The sequence below is a fragment of the Streptomyces sp. NPDC093085 genome (assembly GCF_040683935.1).
Taxonomy (GTDB): Bacteria; Actinomycetota; Actinomycetes; order Streptomycetales; family Streptomycetaceae; genus Streptomyces.
Map to the genome: position 1 here is coordinate 114,668 of NZ_JBFBFB010000017.1, position 19,138 is coordinate 133,805.

The window sequence follows — 19,138 nt, forward strand, 5'->3', positions numbered from 1 at the left end:
AAGCACCGAAAAACACACAGGTAGAACACAGTTGACCCACAGCGCAGTCACAACGCACGCGGGCCGTCACAACCTATCCACATCCAGTCACGAAGGGAACAGGTTTCTGCGCGTTCATGTCACTGCCTGAGTACCGCTACTCACGCCGTCGCGCCGCCCCCGCGTCACCATGGGCAGAGGAGGGCATCGGCCCCGTCCCAACTCGCCCACTCACACCACCACTCACACACCCACCCGCTCACCCGCCCGCTCCCGCCCGGAGGACCGTCGTGCTCAGCGCCCTCGCCCACCGCCTCGTGCCCGCCTTCGGGCCGCTCACCGTCACCACCGACGCCGCCGACGGGAGCGGGCCGGGGCCCGGGACCATCGTTGCCGCGAACCACACCAGCCTCTTCGACCCCGCGGTCGTCCTGGCCGCCCTGCGGCGGCTGGGAGTCGACCCGGTGGTGATGGCCACCGCCGGGCTCTGGCGGATACCCGTGCTCGGCTCCGCGCTCGCCCGGGAGGGGCACGTTCCCGTCCACCGGCGCACCGTTCACGCCGGGGACTCGCTCAACGGGGCCCGCGCGGCGCTGGACGCCGGGCGGTGCGTGCTGATCTACGGGGAGGGCGGGCTGCCGGCGCGGCGGGACTCCGGGGAGGCGGCGCCGGAGCGGTTCCGGTACGGGATCGCCCGGCTCGCGCGCGAAAGCGGGGCCCAGGTCGTGCCGTTGGGGCAGGTCGGGGCGCGCCGGGTCACCTCCGGCGGGGCGGGCAAGCAGCTCGCCGGGGTGCTGACCTCGCCCGTACGACGCCCCGCGCTCCATGTCCACGTCGGCACCCCGGTCACCCTCACCGGCGACCCGGCCACCGCCGCCGAACAGGCCCGCCGTGCCGTCACCGCCGCGTGGCGCACGGCGGTGGAGAGGTCGGGCGCGGCCGTACATCCTTCTGTGTAGCCGCATCTCCTCTGCGGTCATGACGCGGACGGGCCCGCGCGATCCGACGATGAAGGCATGCCCGACACCCCGATCCCGGCCGGGACCGCGCCCGAGACACCCGCTTCCGCAGCCCCTTCTCCTTCTCCTTCTCCTTCCCCTTCCCCAGCGCCCTCCTCCGGCCGTCTTCCCCTCCTCGACGTGGCGCGGGGGGCCGCGCTGCTCGGTACGCTGGCGACCAACGTCTGGATCTTCACCGCCCCCGGCTCCGAGTGGGGCGTCCTCGGCACCGGTACGGCCGGGGAGGCGGCCGGCGGGGTCGGCGGTGCGGTCGAATCCGCCATGCGGCTGCTGGCCAACGGCAAGTTCCTCTCCCTGCTCACCCTCCTCTTCGGCGCGGGCCTCGCCATCCAGTACGCGGCCGCCGCCCGGCGCGGTCAGCCCTGGCCGGGGCGGTACCGGTGGCGGGCGCTCTTCCTCTTCGCCGAGGGGACCGTGCACTTCCTCCTCGTCTTCGCCTGGGACGTCCTGATGGGGTACGCGGTCACCGCCCTGCTGGTGGCCTGGCTGCTCACCCGCTCCGGCACCGCGCGCCGCCGGGTGATGTGGTGGGCGGCCGGCGCGCACCTCACCCTGATGGGGCTGCTCACCGCCGTCCTCGTCATCAGCCCGGACCCGGGGCCGGGCGACGGCACCCCGCGCGAAGTCGCCGACCTGTACGCCCACGGCGGCTACTTCGACCAGGTCGCCTTCCGGATCGAACACGCCCTGGCCTTCCGGATCGAACCGGTGCTCTCCTTCGCCCTGCTCGTCTTCCTCTTCCTGCTGGGCGTACGGCTCTTCCGCGCCGGGGCGTTCGGCGACGACGCCACCGGACGGCGCATCCGGGGCCGGCTCCTCCTCTGGGGCCTGGGGCTCGGGCTCCCGCTGAGCGTGGTGGCGGCCTGGGCCGGGCCCGACTGGTTCCTCCTGGACCGGTACGTCGTGGGTCCGCTCACCGCCCTCGGCTACCTCGGCCTGCTCGGCGCCCTCATGGACCGGGTCCGGCGTCCGGGCCCGGTGCTCAACGGCCTGACCTCCGTCGGCAGGACCGCCCTCTCCGCGTACGTCCTCCAGAACCTGCTCTGCTCCCTGGCCGCCTACGGCTTCGCCCTCGGCCTCGCCACCCGCGTCCCCCCGTCCTGGCACCCCTGGTGGGTCATCGCCCTCTGGGCCGCCGTCTGCACCCTCCTGATGGCGGGATCCACCCTCTGGCTGCGGCACTTCACGGCCGGGCCGCTCGAATCCCTCCAGCGCTGGGCCCTGCGAAGGGGCTGAGGGGGGGGAGGAAGGGAACGGGGCTGAGGGGGGAGAGGGGAGGGGAGAGAGGGGAGGGGAACAGGACGGGGAAAGGACGGGGAAAGGGCAGGCCCCGTACCGGAGGGTTCCGGTACGGGGCCTGTCGCAGGTCTGCCGCAGAGCTGCCGCAGAGCTGCCGCAGGGCTGCCGCAGGGCTGCCGCAGGGCTGCCGTAGAGCCTGTCGAAGGAGCCTGCGCGGGGGCCGCGGGTGGGGCGGGCGGGTGTCAGTTGTTGTTCGTCGAGCGGCCGAAGAACTCGATCTCGGCTATCGAGACCTGCTTGTCCGGGCCCGCGTTGTACGCCGTCTTGATGACGAAGCGGACGCTCGACACGTCGGCCACGCGGAACTTGCGGCGCTGGGCGCCGCTCGCGCGGTCCAGGGTTATCTCGCGGGTGGTCTTCTTCCCGTCGGCCGTCGTGATGATCGCCTCCAGCCTGCGGGGCTGGGCGGACTCCGGGAGGTCGCTGGCGCGGGTGGAGATGCCGGGGGTGATCAGGACGTCGAGCAGGCGCGTCGGCTGTGCCCAGCGGGCCTCGACCCACTCGCCCTCGGCCGACTGCGAGACGCCGGGGCCCCACCAGGAGTTGCTGACCTTGTCGAAGACGTTCTTGACGTCGTGGTCCTTGAAGGAACGGGACGCCGCGTACGCGTCCGGGTCGGCCGGGGCGCGCTTCGCGAAGTGGTCGCGTACGGCGTCGTAGGCCGTGCCGACGTTGAACAGGCCCCAGACCACCAGGCTCAGCGCGAGCCCGGCCGCGATCCAGGTGAAGACGCGGCTGATCCCCCGGCGCAGGCGCGGGCGGTCGCCCGCCCACGGGGCCGGGCGGTCGCCCGCCCACCAGATACGGCGCCACCAGGGGCGGCGGGCCTCCGGGGTGCCGCCGGGGCGGTCCGCGAGGGACATCGCGCAGCGGCGGCAGAAGTGGCGGTCGGGGCGGTTGCCCGTGGAGCACCAGGGGCACGGCGGGCCGGTCTCGTCGGCCGGTTCCACCGTGGCGGACTGCATCTTGGGACGTGCCGCAGCGGGGACCCCGGGGAGCACCGGCGCCACCTCCGGCTCGGGCTGCCTGCCCTCCGGCTCGGCGACCGGGACCAGCAGCGCCCTCGCCCGCAGCGCCGCCTCGTCGGGAGAGGGGGACGCGGGGGGCGCGGATGCCGCGGGGGTGGGGGCGGTGTCGTCCATGTCGGGGATCTCGGGGGACGCCGCGGCCCCCGCCGGGGAGTTGAGCGTCGGCCTCGGGGCCGTGTCCGCCTCCGCCGGGTCCACCCGGGCGGAGGCGGGGGAAGAAGAGGGGGAGGAAGCAGAGGGGGAGCCGGCTTCGGGGGGTGTCGGCTGGGAGGGGGCTTTCCGGGCCGGCGGGGACGCCGGTTCCGACTTCCAGTTCAGGACCGCCCCGCAGCCGTCGCAGAAGGACTGGCCCGGCTCCGGGCGCGTACCGCACTCGGCGCAGTTGCTCGCCCTCCGCTCGCCCCCGTCCACGGGGGAAGGTGGCGAGGCTGAGGATGGAGTCTGGCTGCTCACCTGTCTGACGTCCTTTCGGCGGCGGTCACCTGGACCGTGTAAGGCATATGGGCGGGACGGGCCGCCTCGACGAGGCGTTCCAGCCGGTGCGTATCGGCCGGCGACGGTTGCGGGAGTCGTACGGTGACATGCAGGGCGGGCCGTTTCTCGCCCGGGAACGGACCCAGCGGGCGGGCGTCCCAGGTGGCCGCGCCGCTCTCGGTGATCTCCGGCTCGACCCCGAAGGCCAGCCGGACGGCGTCCACCAGGCCGCGCCGCGTGCCCCGGACACGGTGCAGTCGTACCGCGGCGGCGACGGCGGCGCGCAGGTCCGCTGTCACCTCCGGGCCGGGGCGTACGGACGCGGAAGTGTACGCCGCATCATAGTTCTCGGTGTCCGCGCCCACCCAACTGCCCAGCCAGCGGGTGAAGTCGGCCGGGGCGAGCGACGGGGTGAAGTAGAGGTCGAGGCAGTCGAGGACGTTGTGGAAGGGCGCCAGCACCTCGTCCAGGCCCGCCACGAAACGCTGCGCCAGGTCGTCGTCGGCGAAGACCGAGGGGAGCATCATGCCCAGCGGGAAGGAGGAGGCCAGGCCGTCGACCGAGCCGCGCTCGCTCAGGCCCACCCCGCCCGGGCCCCCGGCACCACCCGGGCCACCGCCGCCGGGACCGCCGCCGACGCCGCCACCGCCGCCGGAGCCATTCGCACCCGCGCCGCCCGCGCCCGTACCGTTCGCACCCGTACCGCCCATGCCCCCGTCCACGCTCATGAGTTGTCGCCGATCACCCGGACACGGTGGTCGAACGAGAAGACCAGCGCCGGGGCTTCGAGGTCGATACGCTCCGTCGCTTCGCCCCGCTTGCCGGTGAGCGGGTCCGCCGGGTGGAGCAGGACCTCGTCGACCAGCTCCACGCCCGGCACCCGCTGGAGCACCGCGAAGACCTCGCCCGCCTGCACCGGGCGGCCGAAGGGCCACCCCGTGCCGTGCGCGCCGCCGGTCAGCGGGTCCAGGTGGCGGTAGAGCGCGTCGTGGGCCTGGCGCCGTACCCGGTCCACGTCCATGCCCCGGAAGGCGTGCACCGTCGCGACGACCGTCACGCCCTGGTAGAACGGCGGGCCGACGGAGAGCCGGGTGCCGATCAGGCGGCGCTCGTCCAGGTAGCGGGTGATCCGGTTCAGGAGCCCGTCCCCCGGGACGAGTTGCTCGAAGCGGAGCCGCCCGCCGGGGTCCGAGACCGCCTGCGGGACCACCAGGACCCGTACCGCGTGCGCCCCGTGCTGGTCGGGCTCGGCGGCCAGGCAGGTGATCCGGGCCGTCTCGGGCGCGGCGCGCCGGGCCAGTTCCTCGTAGTCCCGCAGGGTGACGGCGCGGTCCTGGGCGGAGAGCGCGATGGGGGCGCGGCGCTTGGCCTCCTCGACGCTCTCGCCGTCGACGCCGCCGCGCGCCGCCTCCCGGTTGACCACGTCGGAGATGTACGGCACGGAGTCGCGCAGCACCCGGATCGCGCCGCGCGCCACGTTCCCCGCCTTGCCGCCGCCCGTACGGTAGCGGCGCGCCCGGATCGGGGCGCCCTTGGGCGGGACCGCCCCGTACTGCCGCAGCGTGCCGTCCTGTTCGCGCACCGAAGGGCCGAAGGCGATCTCGCCGGTCGTCGCGTCGAGCGTGACATGGCGGTCCTCGGGGCCCGAGGCGGCGAAGTGGCCGACGGTCTCCCACTCCCGCCAGCCGTCGCGCTCGGCGACCTGGAGGAGGAGCGGGGGCACATCGCCGACGACCGGCGCGTGCGCGAGGCGCAGCCGCTGGCCGGGCAGGCCGGTGGCCTCGCCGAGCGCCTCGTCCCGGACGGTCTCGGCGTGGACGACGCCGGTGGTGCCGCCGATGGTGAACGCCTCGGCGGACCGGACCGTCGGCGAGGCGGTGTAGAACGGCTGGTCGGGCTCGGGGTCGATGACCCGGCAGCGCAGCCACCCGGCCTCGCGCCGCCCGGTGCGGGAGAGCGCGTGGGCGCCGGGGACGTGCAGCACGACCTCGCCGGGGCGGTTGAGACCACCGGTGGTGTCCCGGTCGACCTCGCACTCCGCCCAGCCGTCCGGTGTCCACGCCTCCCAGACCAGCGGGGGCTGGCGCGGGTCGACACCGACACCGTCCACCTGGCTGTCGAGGGCGATCACGACCGCGCACTCGGGGACGGCGGCGCTCAGCCCGAAGAGCACCCGGTCGCCGGGGCGCGGGGACTCCGAGAAGCAGTGCACGTCCTTCGACTCGGCGAGGTCGGAGGTGCGGTCGACCGCCTTGTCGTCGTTCCGCTGCGTCACCAGGTACGACAACTCGCACGGGATGACGTTGAGTTCGCGCTCCGTGGCGAAGACCACCGCCTCCTCGCCCTGGTTGCGGACGGTGGCCACCTCGGTGCCGGTGGCGAGCGTCACGATCTGCTGCTGCGGCGCCGAGAGCCAGAAGGTGACATCGGCGCGGGCCGCCGTGGGCGGGAAGAGGGTGATCCCGATCAGGTCGAGGAAGGCCAGATAGTTCTTCTCGGGCACCCGGTTGAGCCGGTAGACGATCTGGTCGGCCATGTGCGCGACCGTCTCCACCAGGGTCACGCCCGGGTCGGAGACGTTGTGGTCGGTCCACTCGGGGGCGCGCTGCTGGATGTAGCGCTTGGCGTCGTCGACGAACTGCTGGAAGCGGCGGTCGTCGAGGTTCGGGGAGGGCAGGGCCATCAGCGGTCGTTTCCAATGTTCTCGTCGGACGTGCCGGACCCCTCGGGCCCGTCGTGGGAGGGGATCACGTAGAACGGGAAGACCAGGCTCCGCGGGTTGTTGGTGCCCCTGATCGAGTAGCGGACGTCGATGGAGAGCACACCGTCCCCGGGCCCGGCGGTCACCGTGACGTCCTCCACCTCGATCCGCGGCTCCCAGCGGTCGAGACTCGCGTAGACCTCGTGCTGGATCCGGCCGGCGGTGGCCTCGTTGATCGGCGCGAAGACCATGTCGTGGATGGCGCAGCCGAATTCGGGGCGCATCGGCCGCTCGCCCGGCGCGGTGGCCAGGACGAGCCGGATGGCCTCCTCGACCTCCCGCTCCCCGCTGACCATGGCGATGCCCCCGGTCGGGGAGATACGGAGCGGGAAGGCCCAGCCGGTCCCGACGAACTGTTCCGCCATCAGACACCCCCTATGGTCAGTACCGGCTTCATGTTGGACAGCAGCGCACCCTGCGACATGATCGTCGCCGCCCGCAGCCCGATGGTGACCGCGGCCTGGAGCTGGAGGGTGCCCATCGCGCTCAGCGTGGCCATGCCGGCCGCGCTCATGTTGAGCGCCCCGCCCGCGTTGAGCGAGGCGACGCCGCCCGCCTTCATGGAGAGGACGCTCCCCGCGTTGATGTTGAGCGGGCCGCCGCTGCGGATCGTCATCGACCCCACCGCGTTGAGCGACAGGTTGCCGCCCGCGGTGATCGCCACCGCGCCCGATCCCCGGATGGAGACCTTGCCCTTGGAGTCGATGACGATCTCGGTCTTCGTCCGGTCCAGGTTGATCGTGAGCCGGTCGTCGCCGGTGCGCAGGCGCACCCCGCGCTTGAGCCCGACGCTCTGGTCGAGCAGGTCGAGCCGGTTGTTGGAGCGGTCGGCGAGGGTACGCCGGGTGACCTTGCCCCGCGTGGCGTCGTACACCGGCTCCTCGACCCGGCCCGGCTTGTCGATGCCGTTGTAGAGGCCGCCGATGACATACGGGTGGTCCAGCGCGCCCCGGTCGAAGGCGACGAGCACCTCGTCGTCCACGTCGGGCCCGATGACCCCGCCGCCGCTGACGCCGCCGAACTGCACCGTACGCACCCAGTCGCTGACGTACTTGTCGTCCAGCCACGGGAACTTCACCTTGACCCGGCCCTGCTTGAGCGGGTCCTTGATGTCGGTGACCAGCGCGTTGGCCACCGACGGCAGCCGGGACATGGTGGCCGCGCCGCCGCCCGAGGCGAGGCCGTAGAACGAGCGCCACTGGCGTCCGCTGACGGTCAGGAGCGTCTGGTAGTGCTCCTGGTCGCCGAAGGAGTGCCGGGCCGCCGTCACCGTGTACTTGCCCTCGAACGGCTTGCCCACGCCGGCGAGGGTGACCGGGATGCCGGGGCGCAGCTCCGGGTTGCCGCGCGCCGTGACCTCGATCTCCCCGAAGGAGGAGGTGATGTCGTCGGCGAGCGCCTCGGCGGCGTGCCGGACCTCGCTGTCCTTGTCGTACGGGGTCTCCGTGGCGACCAGCGTGGCCTTGCCGAACTTCTTCGTCACCCGGGCCGGTGTCGTCCCGATCTCCAGGGCGTCGTTGTCGGTCGCGGGCGCCGTCCGCACCAGGGCGTCCTTCGTCTTCACGTCCCAGCCGCGCGCCGTGACCTCGGCGACCTGGTCGGCGGAGGTGACCGCGGAGCGGCAGCGCAGGATCTCGACCCCGGCGGCCAGCACGAAGGGGGACTTCTCGCTGGGGGTGGAGGGGTCCGGCGCGGAGGCGGCCGGCTTCCGCTCGACGAACTGGAACTTGCCCTCCGAGTCGATGGACAGCACCATCTCGTTCTCGTCGGCGAGCCGCTGGAGGAAGTCCCAGTCGGTGACGTTGGCCTGGCTGATGAAGTCGTACGCGGTCTCCTTCTTCGCCTCGATCTTCCCGATCGGGATGCCGTTGGCGCCGGCCAGCTCACGGGCGATCTCGGAGGCCGTCAGGTTCTTGTACGCCTTGACCCGGCGCTGGCGCAGCATCCGGTGGCCCTTGTCGTAGCCGCGGATGACGGTGAACGTGCCGGTCTGGTCGTAATCCGTCTCCAGCGCGGTGACCTCGGCGGTGATCAGCGGTATCTGCGCGCCGTCACCGTCCGAGACGGGCGAGATGACGACGGGCACCCCGATCTTCACCCCGAGGTCGCCGAGGAGCTTCTTCTTGTTGTCCCGGAACGTGAGCTGGAACGCGGCCGGCACCCCGGCCCCGAAGTCCACCCAGCCGCCGACCAGTTGGTTCTCGACGGGCGGCTTGAGCGTCTGGCCGTTGATCGTCAGGTAGAGGACGTTGGAGAAACCGATTTCGGTGGTCATGGGCGCACCACCTCTTCGGCGGCGGGCAGCATCAGTTGGGTCCCGGGCACCAGTTCGTGCGGGTTGTCGATGGCGTTGGCCTCGGCGATGGTCCGCCAGGCGTTGGCGTCCCCGTACTCACGGAAGGCGAGGAACTGGAGCGAGTCCCCGGCCACCACCCGGTGCACCCGCCGCGAGGTGAGCGCCCCGGAGGTCGGGTTCTGGCCCGGCGTGGAGCCCGGGATCTCGTGCAGCCGCACCTGGCAGACGGCCCGGATCGGCGTGCCCGAGGTGTGGAACAGGGTGTACGTGGCCTCCACCGAGCTGACGTACGCGTAGAACCGCGCGGTCGAGAAGGAGCCCCACTCGAAGACCACCCAGGGCGTCGACGGCTGCTTGGCGGCGATGCTGGCGGCGGTCGTCTCGCAGCACGAGAAGAGCGCCTCGACCTTCTTGCGGACGTCGTTGCTCTCCGGGTCGTCCGAGCGGTCGAGGAAGACCTCCACCGTCATCTCGCGCGGCTCGGGCCCCATGAACTCCGGTACGGCGCCGTCGCGTACGGCGGCGGTGGGCGTCGTCTTCCAGTTGGCGCGCCGGCTCAACTGGAGCTGGGAGGGGTTGAAGTCGAAATTGAACGTCGTCATCAGCGCACCGGGTCTGGTGCTGGAGCCGACCGGCGGCTGGTGGATCCGGAGCGTCGCCTTCACCAGGGAGTCGCCGATGCCGAAACTGCCGAAACTCATCGGGTGGGCCCCCTAGTCCGTGAATCCGTGATGGGCGATCTCCAGCACCTCGGTGGCGACGGAGGGGCTCTCCGGGTCGAGCCGGGGCCCGCGCCAGCTCACCGGCAGCACATCGAGCAGCCCCCACTGGGCGACCTCGGAACCGTCGGCGCGGAGCGCCGCTATCTGCCCCGTGGGCCGCTTGATGCCGGTGGTCACGGAGGAGATCCAGGCGGCGACCTTCTTGGTGTCCGCGGTGAGGGGCCGGGTCAGGGTGATGGTGGAGTAGGTGACGCGGGTCGGCAGCGCCCAGACGAACCCGTTGTTGCCGCCCTCCTGCCGGTGCTCGATCTCGACCTGGGAGGAGAGCCCCTCGCAGCCGTTGAAGCTGCCCAGGCTCTCACCGTCGATGGTGAGCCTGAAGAAGATGGTCGAACCTGGATCGATTCGTGCGGACATCGGGTGGGGCCTTCCTGCGGTTCCACGGGGTGGTCGGTGGGGGCGGGGCGGGCGGTGCGGTCGGCGGGGCCGGCGGAGTGGCCGGCGTCCCGGGCCGGGGCCGCGGGTCAGTGACGGGGGTCGCGCAACTTGCCGATCCGTTCGCGGTCGAGCCGTAGCTCCGTACGGAGCAGCCGGGTCAGCGGCCCGGTCAGCCGGTGCACCAGCTCCGCCATCTGGTCCTCCTTCAGCTCGCGGGGCCGCAGCTGACTGGTGACGGAGGGCCCCGGCGGCGGCGCGGGAGCCCCCTGGGCGGCCTCCTGCCGCGCCATGCTGCTCCCCTGCTGCGACGAGGACCCGCCCGAGCCCCGGGGCCCACCGCCACCGCCGCCGCGGCGCTGGACGGTGACGGTGGTGGCGGACGGGGAGGTGGCGCCGCCGGTCGCGGCGGAGGCGATCACACGCGGGGTCCCCGGCGCGGGCGGCGCCGGGGCGGCGGCCACGGAGGGGGTGGCGACGGACCGCTGCACAGGGAGCGCCAGGGGGCCGCCGGCCCGCGCGGGCGCGAGCGGCACGACGGGCCGGGCGGGGGCGGGGGCGGTGTGCGTGGGTGCGCCGTGGGCGGTGGGGGCGCTGTGGGCGCCGGGCGTGGAGCCCGCGGAGGGCATTCCCGGTACGGGGGCGCCTCCCAGGCCCGGCAGGGGCGCGGACAGCGGCGTTGATATGGGTGCCGATATGGGTGCCGATATGGGTGCGGATATGGGCGCCGAGAGCGGGGCGGCCACGGAACGCTGGACGGCGGGGAGGGACGGTACGGAGGCGGAGGCGGCGGCGCCCTTGCCGTTGCCGAGGCGTACGGACGGTACCGGCCCGGAGACGGACGGGGCTCCCGGCACGCCACCGGGGCCGGGGGCCGGGCCGGAACCCGGGCTCCCCTGCGGAAGGGCCCCGAGCCGGACGGCCGACGGCGCCGAGGGGCCCCCGCCCGAGGAGACGGAGCCGCCGTCACCGAGACGTACGGGCGGCAGGGGTGCGGCGGCTGACGCGGCGGCGGACGGCGACGGGGTGATGGACACGGAGGGCGCCGGGGCGGCGGGGGCGGCACCGGGGCCGGCCGCCGGGCCCGCGCCCGGGGACGGAGACGGGGACGGTGCCACGGAGCGCTGTACGGGGGTCTGCGGGACCGTGCTCCTGACCGGGGCGGCGGAGGCGGCGGAGGCGGCAGCGGTCCCTGCGGCGGGCGCCGCCGGGGTCGCGGCGCCACGACGCCACAGCCGCGCGACATGCCGCAGCGCCCTCCCGCCCCCGCTCCCGCTCCCGGCCGCTCCGGCCGCTCCGGCCGCCGGGGCGGACGAGGGGGCCGGGGTACCGGCGACAGGGAGCGCGGTGACCGCAGACCGCTGCACGGCCGCCTGCGCCGCACCGGACGCGGGCGCGGATACGGGGCCGGGCGCGGATACGGGGCCGGGCGTGGATACGGGGCCGGGCGTGGCCGCGCCGAGGCGCTGCGCCCCCGGCGCACGGACCGGAGCCGGGGCGGCGGACCCTGTGGCGGCCGAGGCGCCCGGGGCGGCGGATCCGGGGGCGGCGGCCCCCGGGGCGGCGGCATCCTGCCGTACCGCAGGCGACGCGGGCGACGCGGCGGACGGCGCGGGAGCGGCGCCGCCCGACGGGGCGGTACGCGACGCCACCGGCGCCGAGAGCCGTACGGCGGACGACCGCTGCACGGCCGGCATCCGGGCCGCGGGGGTACGGGTGACCTGGGCACGGCTGGGGGTCAGCGGCCGGGTCACCGGAACGACCGGGACGACGGGGGCCTTCCCCATGGGCTGGGACGGTGACTTGGGCGCGGGCCCCGGCTGGGGCGTGGGCGCGACCGCACGGCCGGCGCTCTGCGCGGGAGCCGCCTTCGCGGACGCCGGGGCAGGCGCGGACGCCGGGACGGGCGCCGGCGCGGGCGCGGCGCTCCGCTGGACCGGCCGGGCACCGGACCGCTGTACGGAGGCCCCGGCGACCGGTGACGGCGCCACCCCCGGGGTCGCGGAAGCGGCCTGCGCGGACGGGCCGGCGACGGCCCGCTGCACGGGAAGCTCGGGCGCCGGTACGGCGGCGGGCGCGGCCGGCGAGACGACCGGCGACGGCGGCGCGGCCGGGGCCGCGCTCTGCTGCGCGGGAGGCGCGGGCGAGGCCGACGGCGCGGAGCCCTGCTGCGGCGAGGACGGCGAGGACGAAGGGGAGGCCGAGAAAGCCGGGGAAGGAGAGGCCGGAGAAGGAGAGGCCGAGGAGGAAGACGAGGCCGAGGCCGAGGGCGCAGCCGGAGCGGGGGCCGGGGAGGAGGCCGAGGGCGTTCCGGACGGGGAACCCCCGGCGGGCGCGTTCCCGGTCCGGCTCCCGGCCCCCTTCACGGGCGCGCTCTCCGGTCCGCTCACCGGTCCGCTCCGGGGCGCGCCCAGCCGCGAACCGCCCACCGGCCGCCCGCCGGGCGTACCGGACGGAGGCGAGGGCTGGGACAGCTTGGACGGCCGGGAGGACGCGGGCGACGAGGACCCCGTGCGGGCGTCGCTCCGCTGTACGGGCGTGGCCGACGACGGCGGCGGCACGGCGGGCAGCGGCGCGCCCAGCAGCGAGCGCCGGCCCGGCGGCCTGGCACCCGTGGCCCCCGGCGCCCGCCCGGAGGGAACGGCGGAGGAACGGGGTGCCCCGAGCCCGGCCGGCCGGCCGGCCGCCGGCCGCTCCGGCTGCTCCCGGCGCTGCACGGGCAGTTCGACCGGTGCGCTCGCCGCCGGAGGCTCCGGGGCCACAGAGGGAACGGAAGGAACGGAAGGAACAGAGGAAGCAGAAGGAGCGGAGGAAGCAGAGGAAGTCGCGGGCGTCGCGGGCGTCCCGGGCGTCGCCCGGGGGGTCGCCTGACCGCTGGTGGACCGCTGCACGGCGGGCGTACCCGGAGCGGCGGACGGGGTCGCGGAGGGCGTGGACGGCGCGGCATTCCCCGGCGCGGCGGACGGCCGTACGACCGGAGGCGTGGACGACGCGGCGGGCGCCGGAGCGGCACTCTGCGACGTACCGCCGTTCGGCGTGGTGCCCTGCGCCCCGGCGCTCTTCGGCCCGGAGTTGCCGGACCCGGAGTTGCCGGACCCGGACTTCCCGGCCCCGGACTTCCCGGCCCCGGAATCCTGCGAACCCGAGTTCTTGGCACCGGAGGCGGCGGGCGCGGCGGCCGGAGACGCCGGGGCCGGCCGGACCGCCGGGGCGGACGGCTTCGAGGGCGCGCTCACGGGCGCCGCGCTCGACGGCGCCGGCGGTGCGGGCGTGGACCTCCGGGGCGCCACCGACCGCTGGACAGCGGGCATCGCCGCGCCGCCCGGGGGCTTCGCGGTCTCGGCCGAGGGCGCGGCGTCGCGCCGTACGGGAAGCTCCATCGGCGCGGCGGCGGGCCCGGGGGCGGCCGACGGCGCCGGAGCCGGGCCGGCGGGCGGTCCCGGCGTGGGCGCGGTGGCGGCGACCGGCCGGTCGGGCACGGCCCGCCCCGGCGCGCGCTCGCCGGTGGAACCCCCGGACGGTCCGGACGGCGCGGCGGCGTTTCCGCCCGAGGACGTCCCCTCGGCCGGGGAGGGCCGCGCACCGCCCGACCGCGCCGGGCTCGGCTTCACCGCGGTCAGCGCCCGGGGCTGCACCGAGCGCGGCGCGGCGGAACGTGTCAGCGGACGGGGGGCGGCCACCGGGCGCTGCGGTACGGGGGTGACCCTCGTCCCCGTAGCACGCTGGACCGACGGCACCCGCGCCGGCGGCCTCGCACCAGAGGCCCCGGACACCCCGGGCACCCCATCGGTGCCACCGGCCTCGCCGGAGTCGGCGGAGGCCACGGGCAGATGGAGTGCGGGCCCGCCGAGTCCGCCGGGGCGGGACCCGGCGGCGGGCGTCAGGACGTCCTTGACGAGCCCCGTCGGGGCGTCGTCCAGCACCGCGTGCGAGAGCGTGCCCGAGAACGACACGTCACGGAACGCGGCCAGCGACGCCTGGAAGTTGTTGGAAGCGACGGCATGGGCCCCGGCGGCCCGCGTCGCGCGCTGGATGGGCGCCAGCGCGGCCCACCCAAGCCCACCACCGGCACCACCGGCACTGTCAGACGCACCAGCACCACCAGTACCAGCGCCAGTACCGGCACCACCGGCCCCGGCCACAACACCCGCACCCGCACCCGCACCCGCACCCGCACCACCCGCAGCGGCGACACCAGCACCAGCACCACCCGGACCGGCGGACGCCTCAGGGGCGGGGCCCGGTGTCCTACCGTCCCCGCCCCCGGTCGTGTTCCGATCCCGGTCCCTGCCCCGGCCCTTGAGCCGGTCGAACATCCCCATTACCTCTTCCCCTCCGCACGCGTCACGAGCGCGGCGATCTGCTCGGCATATCGCCGCCGCTCACGGTGTTCGAGGTCCAGGATGTCCTCCAGGTTCCAGTGGAAGTGGTAGGCGATGTACGCGACCTCCTCATGGATACGGTCGGTCGCGTACGTCACGATTCCCCCAGGCGGCTCCCGCCGAGCTCGACCTCGAACGGCTGCTCGCAGTGCGGGCAGGACACGCCGGCGCGGGTATGGCCCTCGGCGTTGACCTGACGGTAGAAGTCCTGGAGGAAGGCGAGGTCGGAGGCGAACATGTTCTCCACCACGCCGTCATGCACGCTGTTCAGCGTGCCCAGCCGGGTGATCACCCGGCCGAGCAGCACCACGGAGAGATACGCGGGGTTGTCCTGCACCCGTATGTCCTGCAGCGGGATCAGTTCGTCCCGCGCGGTCGCCAGGCGCATCACGCCGTCGCGGTGCACGGTGCCCGAGGCGTCGACATAGCCGCGCGGCAGCTCGAAGGCGAACTCGGTCTTCAACTCCCTACGCAAGGGAGGGGGTTCGGCCGCGGGCGGGGCCGCCACCTCGTCAAAGAGAGAGGTGGCGGCCTCACCGGCCGGCCGGGGGGCTCCACGGCGCATTACTACTCCGGAACTGCTTCTTCGTAGACGATCACGACGGTCTCGGTCACGACGGACGCCTCACCCGCCGTCACCCCGCTCACCATCCGCGACGAGCACCAGGCGTTCCGCAGGTTGACCCGCTTGATCGGTTGCTTCATGGAGTCCATGTAGACGACACTGGCGTTCTTACGCGCCGATCCCATGTCACCCTTGACCGACGTATCGAGCCACTCGGAGAAGACCGGCGACGGCTGCGCCCCGCGGACGATGGTGACCTCGCCCGCCTTCTTCACGCCGGGCAGCTTCCTGACGATGGGCTGGCCGTTCTCCGTGACCTGGGCGTACTCGATGACGTCCTGCTGGTTGCCCAACTCGCTGACGGAGTGCAGGGTCTCGACCGTGATTCCGTCGATCTGGATACCGAAGTTATGGGCGAGGAGAGCATCGCCCTGTTCCATGGACATGAATGACACTTCTTTCTACTGGTGCGCTGATACCGCGAGCCGGACACGAGCGAAGGGGCGGGAACCTCACGGAGGACACCGGTCCTGGCCGGGGCGGGGAGGGGCGCACGCACCCGCCCCGCCCCCACCGGACTCCCGGCTCCTGCCGGGTCGTTCAGGTCGTCCGAGCCGGTCCCGGTCTTCCTATTCTTCCAGTTCGCTGCTGCCGCTGGAGAACTGGCCCAGCCGGAAGACCACGAACTCGGCCGGCTTGACCGGCGCGACACCGATCTCGCAGATGACCCGGCCCAGGTCCACCGACTCCGGCGGGTTGGTCTCCTCGTCACACTTCACGTAGTACGCGTCCTCGGGATTGGCGCCGAAGAGCGCGCCGCTCCGCCACTCCGTGACCAGGAACGCCGAGATGTTCCGCCGGATACGGGCCCACAGCCGGTGGTCGTTGGGCTCGAAGACCACCCACTGCGTGCCGTTGAGGATCGACTCCTCCAGGTAGTTGAAGTACCTGCGGACGTTGAGGTAGCGCCAGGCCGGGTCGGAGGAGAGGGTGCGCGCGCCCCAGACCCGGATACCGCGGCCGGGGAAGGACCGGATGCAGTTGACGCCGATGGGGTTGAGCAGGTCCTGCTCGCCGCGGGTGATCTGGATGTCCAGGTCGACCGCGCCGCGTACGACCTCGTTGGCGGGCGCCTTGTGCACACCGCGCTCGAAGTCGTTACGGGCCCAGATACCGGCGAGGTGACCGCTCGGCGGGATGCTGCGGCTCTTCCCGGCGGCCGGGTCGAAGACCTTGATCCAGGGGTAGTACAGGGCGGCGTACTTGGAGTCGTAGTTGGACGTCTCCTGGCGCCACACCCGGACCTGGCGGGCGTTGAGGCCCGGCGGCGGGTCGATGATCGCCACCCGGTCGCCCATCAGCTCGCAGTGCGCGATCAGACCGAGCTGGACCGCCTTGACGGACTCCAGGTCGATCGCGCCGCGCTGGTAGGCGGCCATCAGGTCGGGGACCGCGACCATGGAGACCTCGTCCACGGCCTCCAGGCCGCCGAAGCCGGTACGGTCCGAGGAGTCGCCGATGTAGTCGGCGATCTCCACCGTCGGCGCGACGACGCCGTCGCCACCGGGCGTGGTGGTCTGGAGCGCGGCGCTGACGGGCGCGGCCAGGGCGACCGTCTGGTTCTCCGGGCGGGCGAGCTGCGAGGCAGCGGCGCCCTCGACCACGGAGATCAGCTTGGAGCGCTCCTTGACCTGCGTGACGACGTAGTTCCGGCCGCCCTTCTTCGCCGTGACGTCGAAGGTCTCGACGGGCTTGTCGCCCTCCTTCACCACCAGGCGGAAGCGCTCGGCCGGGCCCTCGCCCTCGGCGTCGGCGACCTCGACACTCAGCGGGCCACCGCTCGGGGCCGCGCCCACGGCGCTGACCTTGAAGGTGCCCAGCGCGGCCGGCTCGGCCGGCAGCAGCGCGGCGGGGGCGGCGGAACCGGTGACGGCCTGCTGCTCCTGGCCCGTGGCGACGCCCTCGGCGGCGACCCCGCCCCGCACGCCGCCCACGCGGACGACGTACGCGGCCGAACCGCCGTTGTTGAAGAAGCCGTAGACCGAGTGAGCCAGGAAGTAGCCGTCGGTGAACTCACCGAAGGACGCGACGAACTGCGTCCAGTTGGTCACCAGCGTCGGCTCGTTCAGCGGACCTTCGGGTGCCAGGCCCACGAAAGCGGCGACGGAGGTGCCCACGCCCTCGATCGGACGAGTGCCGCTTTGCACCTCCTCCACATATACGCCCGGCGACAGGTAAGACGGCATGCTCTGCTCTCCTCGGGGGTACAACGGGGGTACAAGACAAGACGTCTCCCAGCTTCACGCGCGCGAGCGGAGCGTGAAACGTCCCCCGGTACCTGCCCGGGGGCAGGTTTCGTGCCCCCCGGATGGCGGGAAAGATGTCCTGGCCGTGTAACAACGGCCGGACAAAAGGCCACCCTCCCAAGGGTCAGGCCTCCGTCCGGCTGCCCTTTGGGGCAACGGCGCTGTCCGCGCGGCCCTTTCCCGTGCCTGCCGGAGATACCCGGGCGCTTCTGACATACGCTCGCCCGCGCGCCTACCGTCGACGGGGTGACGATCTGGACTTCCCTGGAACCCGCCTCGACCACGGTCGACCCGGGCAGCGGTACCACCGTACGACTGCGGTTGCGCAACACGGGTGATGTGGTCGACGAGTACCGCTTCGAGCCGGTCGGTGATGTCGCGCCCTACGTCACGGTGGAGCCACCGACCATCCGGCTCTACCCGGGGACCACCGGCGCCGTGGAGCTGACGTTCGCCCCGCCCCGCTCCCCGGACGCCGTCGCGGGGCCGCATCCGTACGGGGTGCGGGTGCTGCCCACCGAACAACCGGACGCCACCACGGTGGTGGAGGGGAACATCACCTTCACCCCCTTCGTGGAGGTACGGGCGGAGCTCGTCCCGCCCACCGTCAAGGGCCGGTTCCGGGGCCGGCCCAAGCTGGCCGTCGACAACTACGGCAACACCAAGGTCACCGCCTCGCTCAGCGGCTCCGACAACGGCGACGCGCTCTCGTACGAGATCAACCCGTCGAACATCCAGATCGAGCCGGGACGGGCCGCCTTCGTCGACGCCGTCCTCAAGCCCAAGCAGATCACCTGGGCCGGGCAGAAGCAGTCACGCCCGTACGAGATGAGCGTGCGCCGCTCCGGCGCCGAGCCGCTGGCCGTGCAGGGCACGTACGTACAGCGCAGTGTGATGCCGTACTGGCTGATGACCGCCCTGAGCCTGATCCTCGCGGCGACCGTGGCCGGGCTGGTCCTCTGGTTCGCGTTCAAGCCCCAGGTCACGACCCTGGCCCGGGAGAAGCTGGAGCAGACCGCGGCGACCGCGCTGCCGGAGGCGCCGTCGAACTCGGAGAAGCCGAAGCTGGACACGCCCACCACGGAGCCCGAGGCACCGGCGGACAACAACGACGACGGGGGCGGCGCGGACGACGGCGGGGACGACGGCGGCGGAGGCGGCGAGGAGGAGCAGCAGGAAGAGGAGGCCAGGGGCCCGCTGCCCATCACCGAGGCGGACAAGCCCAACCTCTTCGTGCAGTTCGCCCAGGTCCGCCTCAGCACGCAGCCGTACGGCTGCAAGCTGGAGGGCGAATTCACCGTCGGCAAGCTGGACAAGGCGACCAAGGAAGCCCTGATCTGCTTCCAGAAGGCCAGCGACGAGCGGGCCGGCTCCTTCGGCGCGGTGGAGAAGACGGACGGGCTCGGCGTGCTGGGCCGTTCGACCATGACCGCGCTGCTCGCCTGCCACTTCGTGCAGAAGCAGTCCGTGCCGCTGGAGGAGGGCAAGGAGGACCCCGAGGTGCCGTGGATCCGCAACCTCCTCCTCTGGAGCAACAACGAGGAGATCGACGAGGCCGAGCTGCGCGTGACGATCGAGATGACGCGGGCCAACATCATCTACGTCCGGGGCGGCGAGCAGCTCAAGCGGCCGGCGACCAAGAACCTGGCCACCTGGATCAAGTCGTACCAGGCACTCTTCAAGGCCGAGCAGACCGGCACGGTGGACGAGATGACGCTCAACAAGTGGAAGGCCGGGTGGGTGAAGAACTCGGGCATCCCCGGCACGGTGACGGCGGAATCGTGGCTGCCCGGCCCGATGGAGTGACGGCGCCCGCGGGAGACTCCCCCACGGGGACTCCCGCGCGGGGACGGTGAACGGCGGTGGGGCCGG

General features: G+C 73.6%; 16 protein-coding genes. 4 read left to right on the forward strand and 12 right to left on the reverse strand.

Annotation, left to right across the window (positions count from 1 at the left end; all coding sequences use genetic code 11):
• The first annotated feature begins 269 nt into the window (after positions 1–269).
• Entirely contained in the window at positions 270–938 is a 669-nt protein-coding gene (locus tag AB0O07_RS32465) for a lysophospholipid acyltransferase family protein (RefSeq protein WP_365640169.1), read from the forward strand.
• Positions 939–995: 57 nt separating this feature from the next.
• A complete protein-coding gene (locus AB0O07_RS32470; protein ID WP_365640171.1) occupies positions 996–2,234 on the forward strand; it encodes a DUF418 domain-containing protein in 1,239 nt (412 codons plus the stop codon).
• A 245-nt stretch (positions 2,235–2,479) separates the two neighbouring features.
• Here AB0O07_RS32470 and AB0O07_RS32475 read toward each other — a convergent pair whose 3' ends face one another.
• The 8 genes from AB0O07_RS32475 to AB0O07_RS32510 all read right to left on the reverse strand — a co-directional run bounded on the left by AB0O07_RS32475 (position 2,480) and on the right by AB0O07_RS32510 (position 10,642).
• On the reverse strand, positions 2,480–3,778 hold the full coding sequence (locus AB0O07_RS32475; protein WP_365640174.1) for a zinc ribbon domain-containing protein: 1,299 nt from the start codon (positions 3,776–3,778) through the stop codon (positions 2,480–2,482).
• Positions 3,775–4,326, reverse strand: a complete 552-nt coding sequence (locus AB0O07_RS32480) for a phage tail protein (RefSeq protein WP_365640291.1) — start codon at positions 4,324–4,326, stop codon at positions 3,775–3,777. The genes AB0O07_RS32475 and AB0O07_RS32480 overlap by 4 nt, the downstream gene beginning before the upstream one ends.
• 197 nt (positions 4,327–4,523) lie before the next feature.
• A complete protein-coding gene (locus AB0O07_RS32485) occupies positions 4,524–6,482 on the reverse strand; it encodes a putative baseplate assembly protein (protein ID WP_365640176.1) in 1,959 nt (652 codons plus the stop codon).
• Complete coding sequence (locus AB0O07_RS32490) at positions 6,482–6,925, reverse strand: GPW/gp25 family protein (protein WP_365640179.1); 444 nt, start codon at positions 6,923–6,925, stop codon at positions 6,482–6,484. Before AB0O07_RS32490 ends, AB0O07_RS32485 begins: the two co-directional genes overlap by 1 nt.
• Positions 6,925–8,835 (reverse strand): VgrG-related protein, encoded by a 1,911-nt coding sequence (locus AB0O07_RS32495; protein WP_365640182.1) that lies wholly within the window; start codon positions 8,833–8,835, stop codon positions 6,925–6,927. Before AB0O07_RS32495 ends, AB0O07_RS32490 begins: the two co-directional genes overlap by 1 nt.
• Positions 8,832–9,557 (reverse strand): LysM peptidoglycan-binding domain-containing protein, encoded by a 726-nt coding sequence (locus AB0O07_RS32500; RefSeq protein WP_365640184.1) that lies wholly within the window; start codon positions 9,555–9,557, stop codon positions 8,832–8,834. The genes AB0O07_RS32495 and AB0O07_RS32500 overlap by 4 nt, the downstream gene beginning before the upstream one ends.
• A gap of 12 nt (positions 9,558–9,569) precedes the next feature.
• Positions 9,570–9,995, reverse strand: a complete 426-nt coding sequence (locus tag AB0O07_RS32505; protein ID WP_365640186.1) for a phage tail protein — start codon at positions 9,993–9,995, stop codon at positions 9,570–9,572.
• 107 nt (positions 9,996–10,102) lie between these two features.
• Positions 10,103–10,642 (reverse strand): hypothetical protein, encoded by a 540-nt coding sequence (locus tag AB0O07_RS32510; RefSeq protein ID WP_365640189.1) that lies wholly within the window; start codon positions 10,640–10,642, stop codon positions 10,103–10,105.
• A 91-nt stretch (positions 10,643–10,733) separates the two neighbouring features.
• On the opposite strand from AB0O07_RS32510, the gene AB0O07_RS32515 reads away from it, so the two are divergent.
• Positions 10,734–12,884, forward strand: a complete 2,151-nt coding sequence (locus AB0O07_RS32515) for a hypothetical protein (RefSeq protein ID WP_365640191.1) — start codon at positions 10,734–10,736, stop codon at positions 12,882–12,884.
• Between the two features lie 1,450 nt (positions 12,885–14,334).
• Here the strand turns inward: AB0O07_RS32515 and AB0O07_RS32520 are convergent.
• The 4 genes from AB0O07_RS32520 to AB0O07_RS32535 form a co-directional block, all read right to left on the reverse strand.
• A complete protein-coding gene (locus AB0O07_RS32520) occupies positions 14,335–14,493 on the reverse strand; it encodes a DUF6760 family protein (RefSeq protein ID WP_365640193.1) in 159 nt (52 codons plus the stop codon).
• Positions 14,490–14,960 carry a hypothetical protein gene (locus tag AB0O07_RS32525; protein WP_365640196.1) on the reverse strand — a complete coding sequence of 157 codons (471 nt, stop codon included), beginning with the start codon at positions 14,958–14,960 and terminating at the stop codon, positions 14,490–14,492. The genes AB0O07_RS32520 and AB0O07_RS32525 overlap by 4 nt, the downstream gene beginning before the upstream one ends.
• A 2-nt stretch (positions 14,961–14,962) precedes the next feature.
• The gene (locus AB0O07_RS32530; RefSeq protein WP_365640198.1) at positions 14,963–15,406 is read right to left on the reverse strand and encodes a phage tail protein; all 444 of its coding nucleotides are present in this window, start codon (positions 15,404–15,406) and stop codon (positions 14,963–14,965) included.
• 183 nt (positions 15,407–15,589) lie between these two features.
• On the reverse strand, positions 15,590–17,206 hold the full coding sequence (locus AB0O07_RS32535; protein WP_365640200.1) for a phage tail sheath subtilisin-like domain-containing protein: 1,617 nt from the start codon (positions 17,204–17,206) through the stop codon (positions 15,590–15,592).
• A gap of 306 nt (positions 17,207–17,512) precedes the next feature.
• Between AB0O07_RS32535 and AB0O07_RS32540 the strand changes: the two genes are divergently transcribed.
• Positions 17,513–19,072 (forward strand): hypothetical protein, encoded by a 1,560-nt coding sequence (locus AB0O07_RS32540; protein ID WP_365640203.1) that lies wholly within the window; start codon positions 17,513–17,515, stop codon positions 19,070–19,072.
• Positions 19,073–19,138 lie beyond the last annotated feature (66 nt).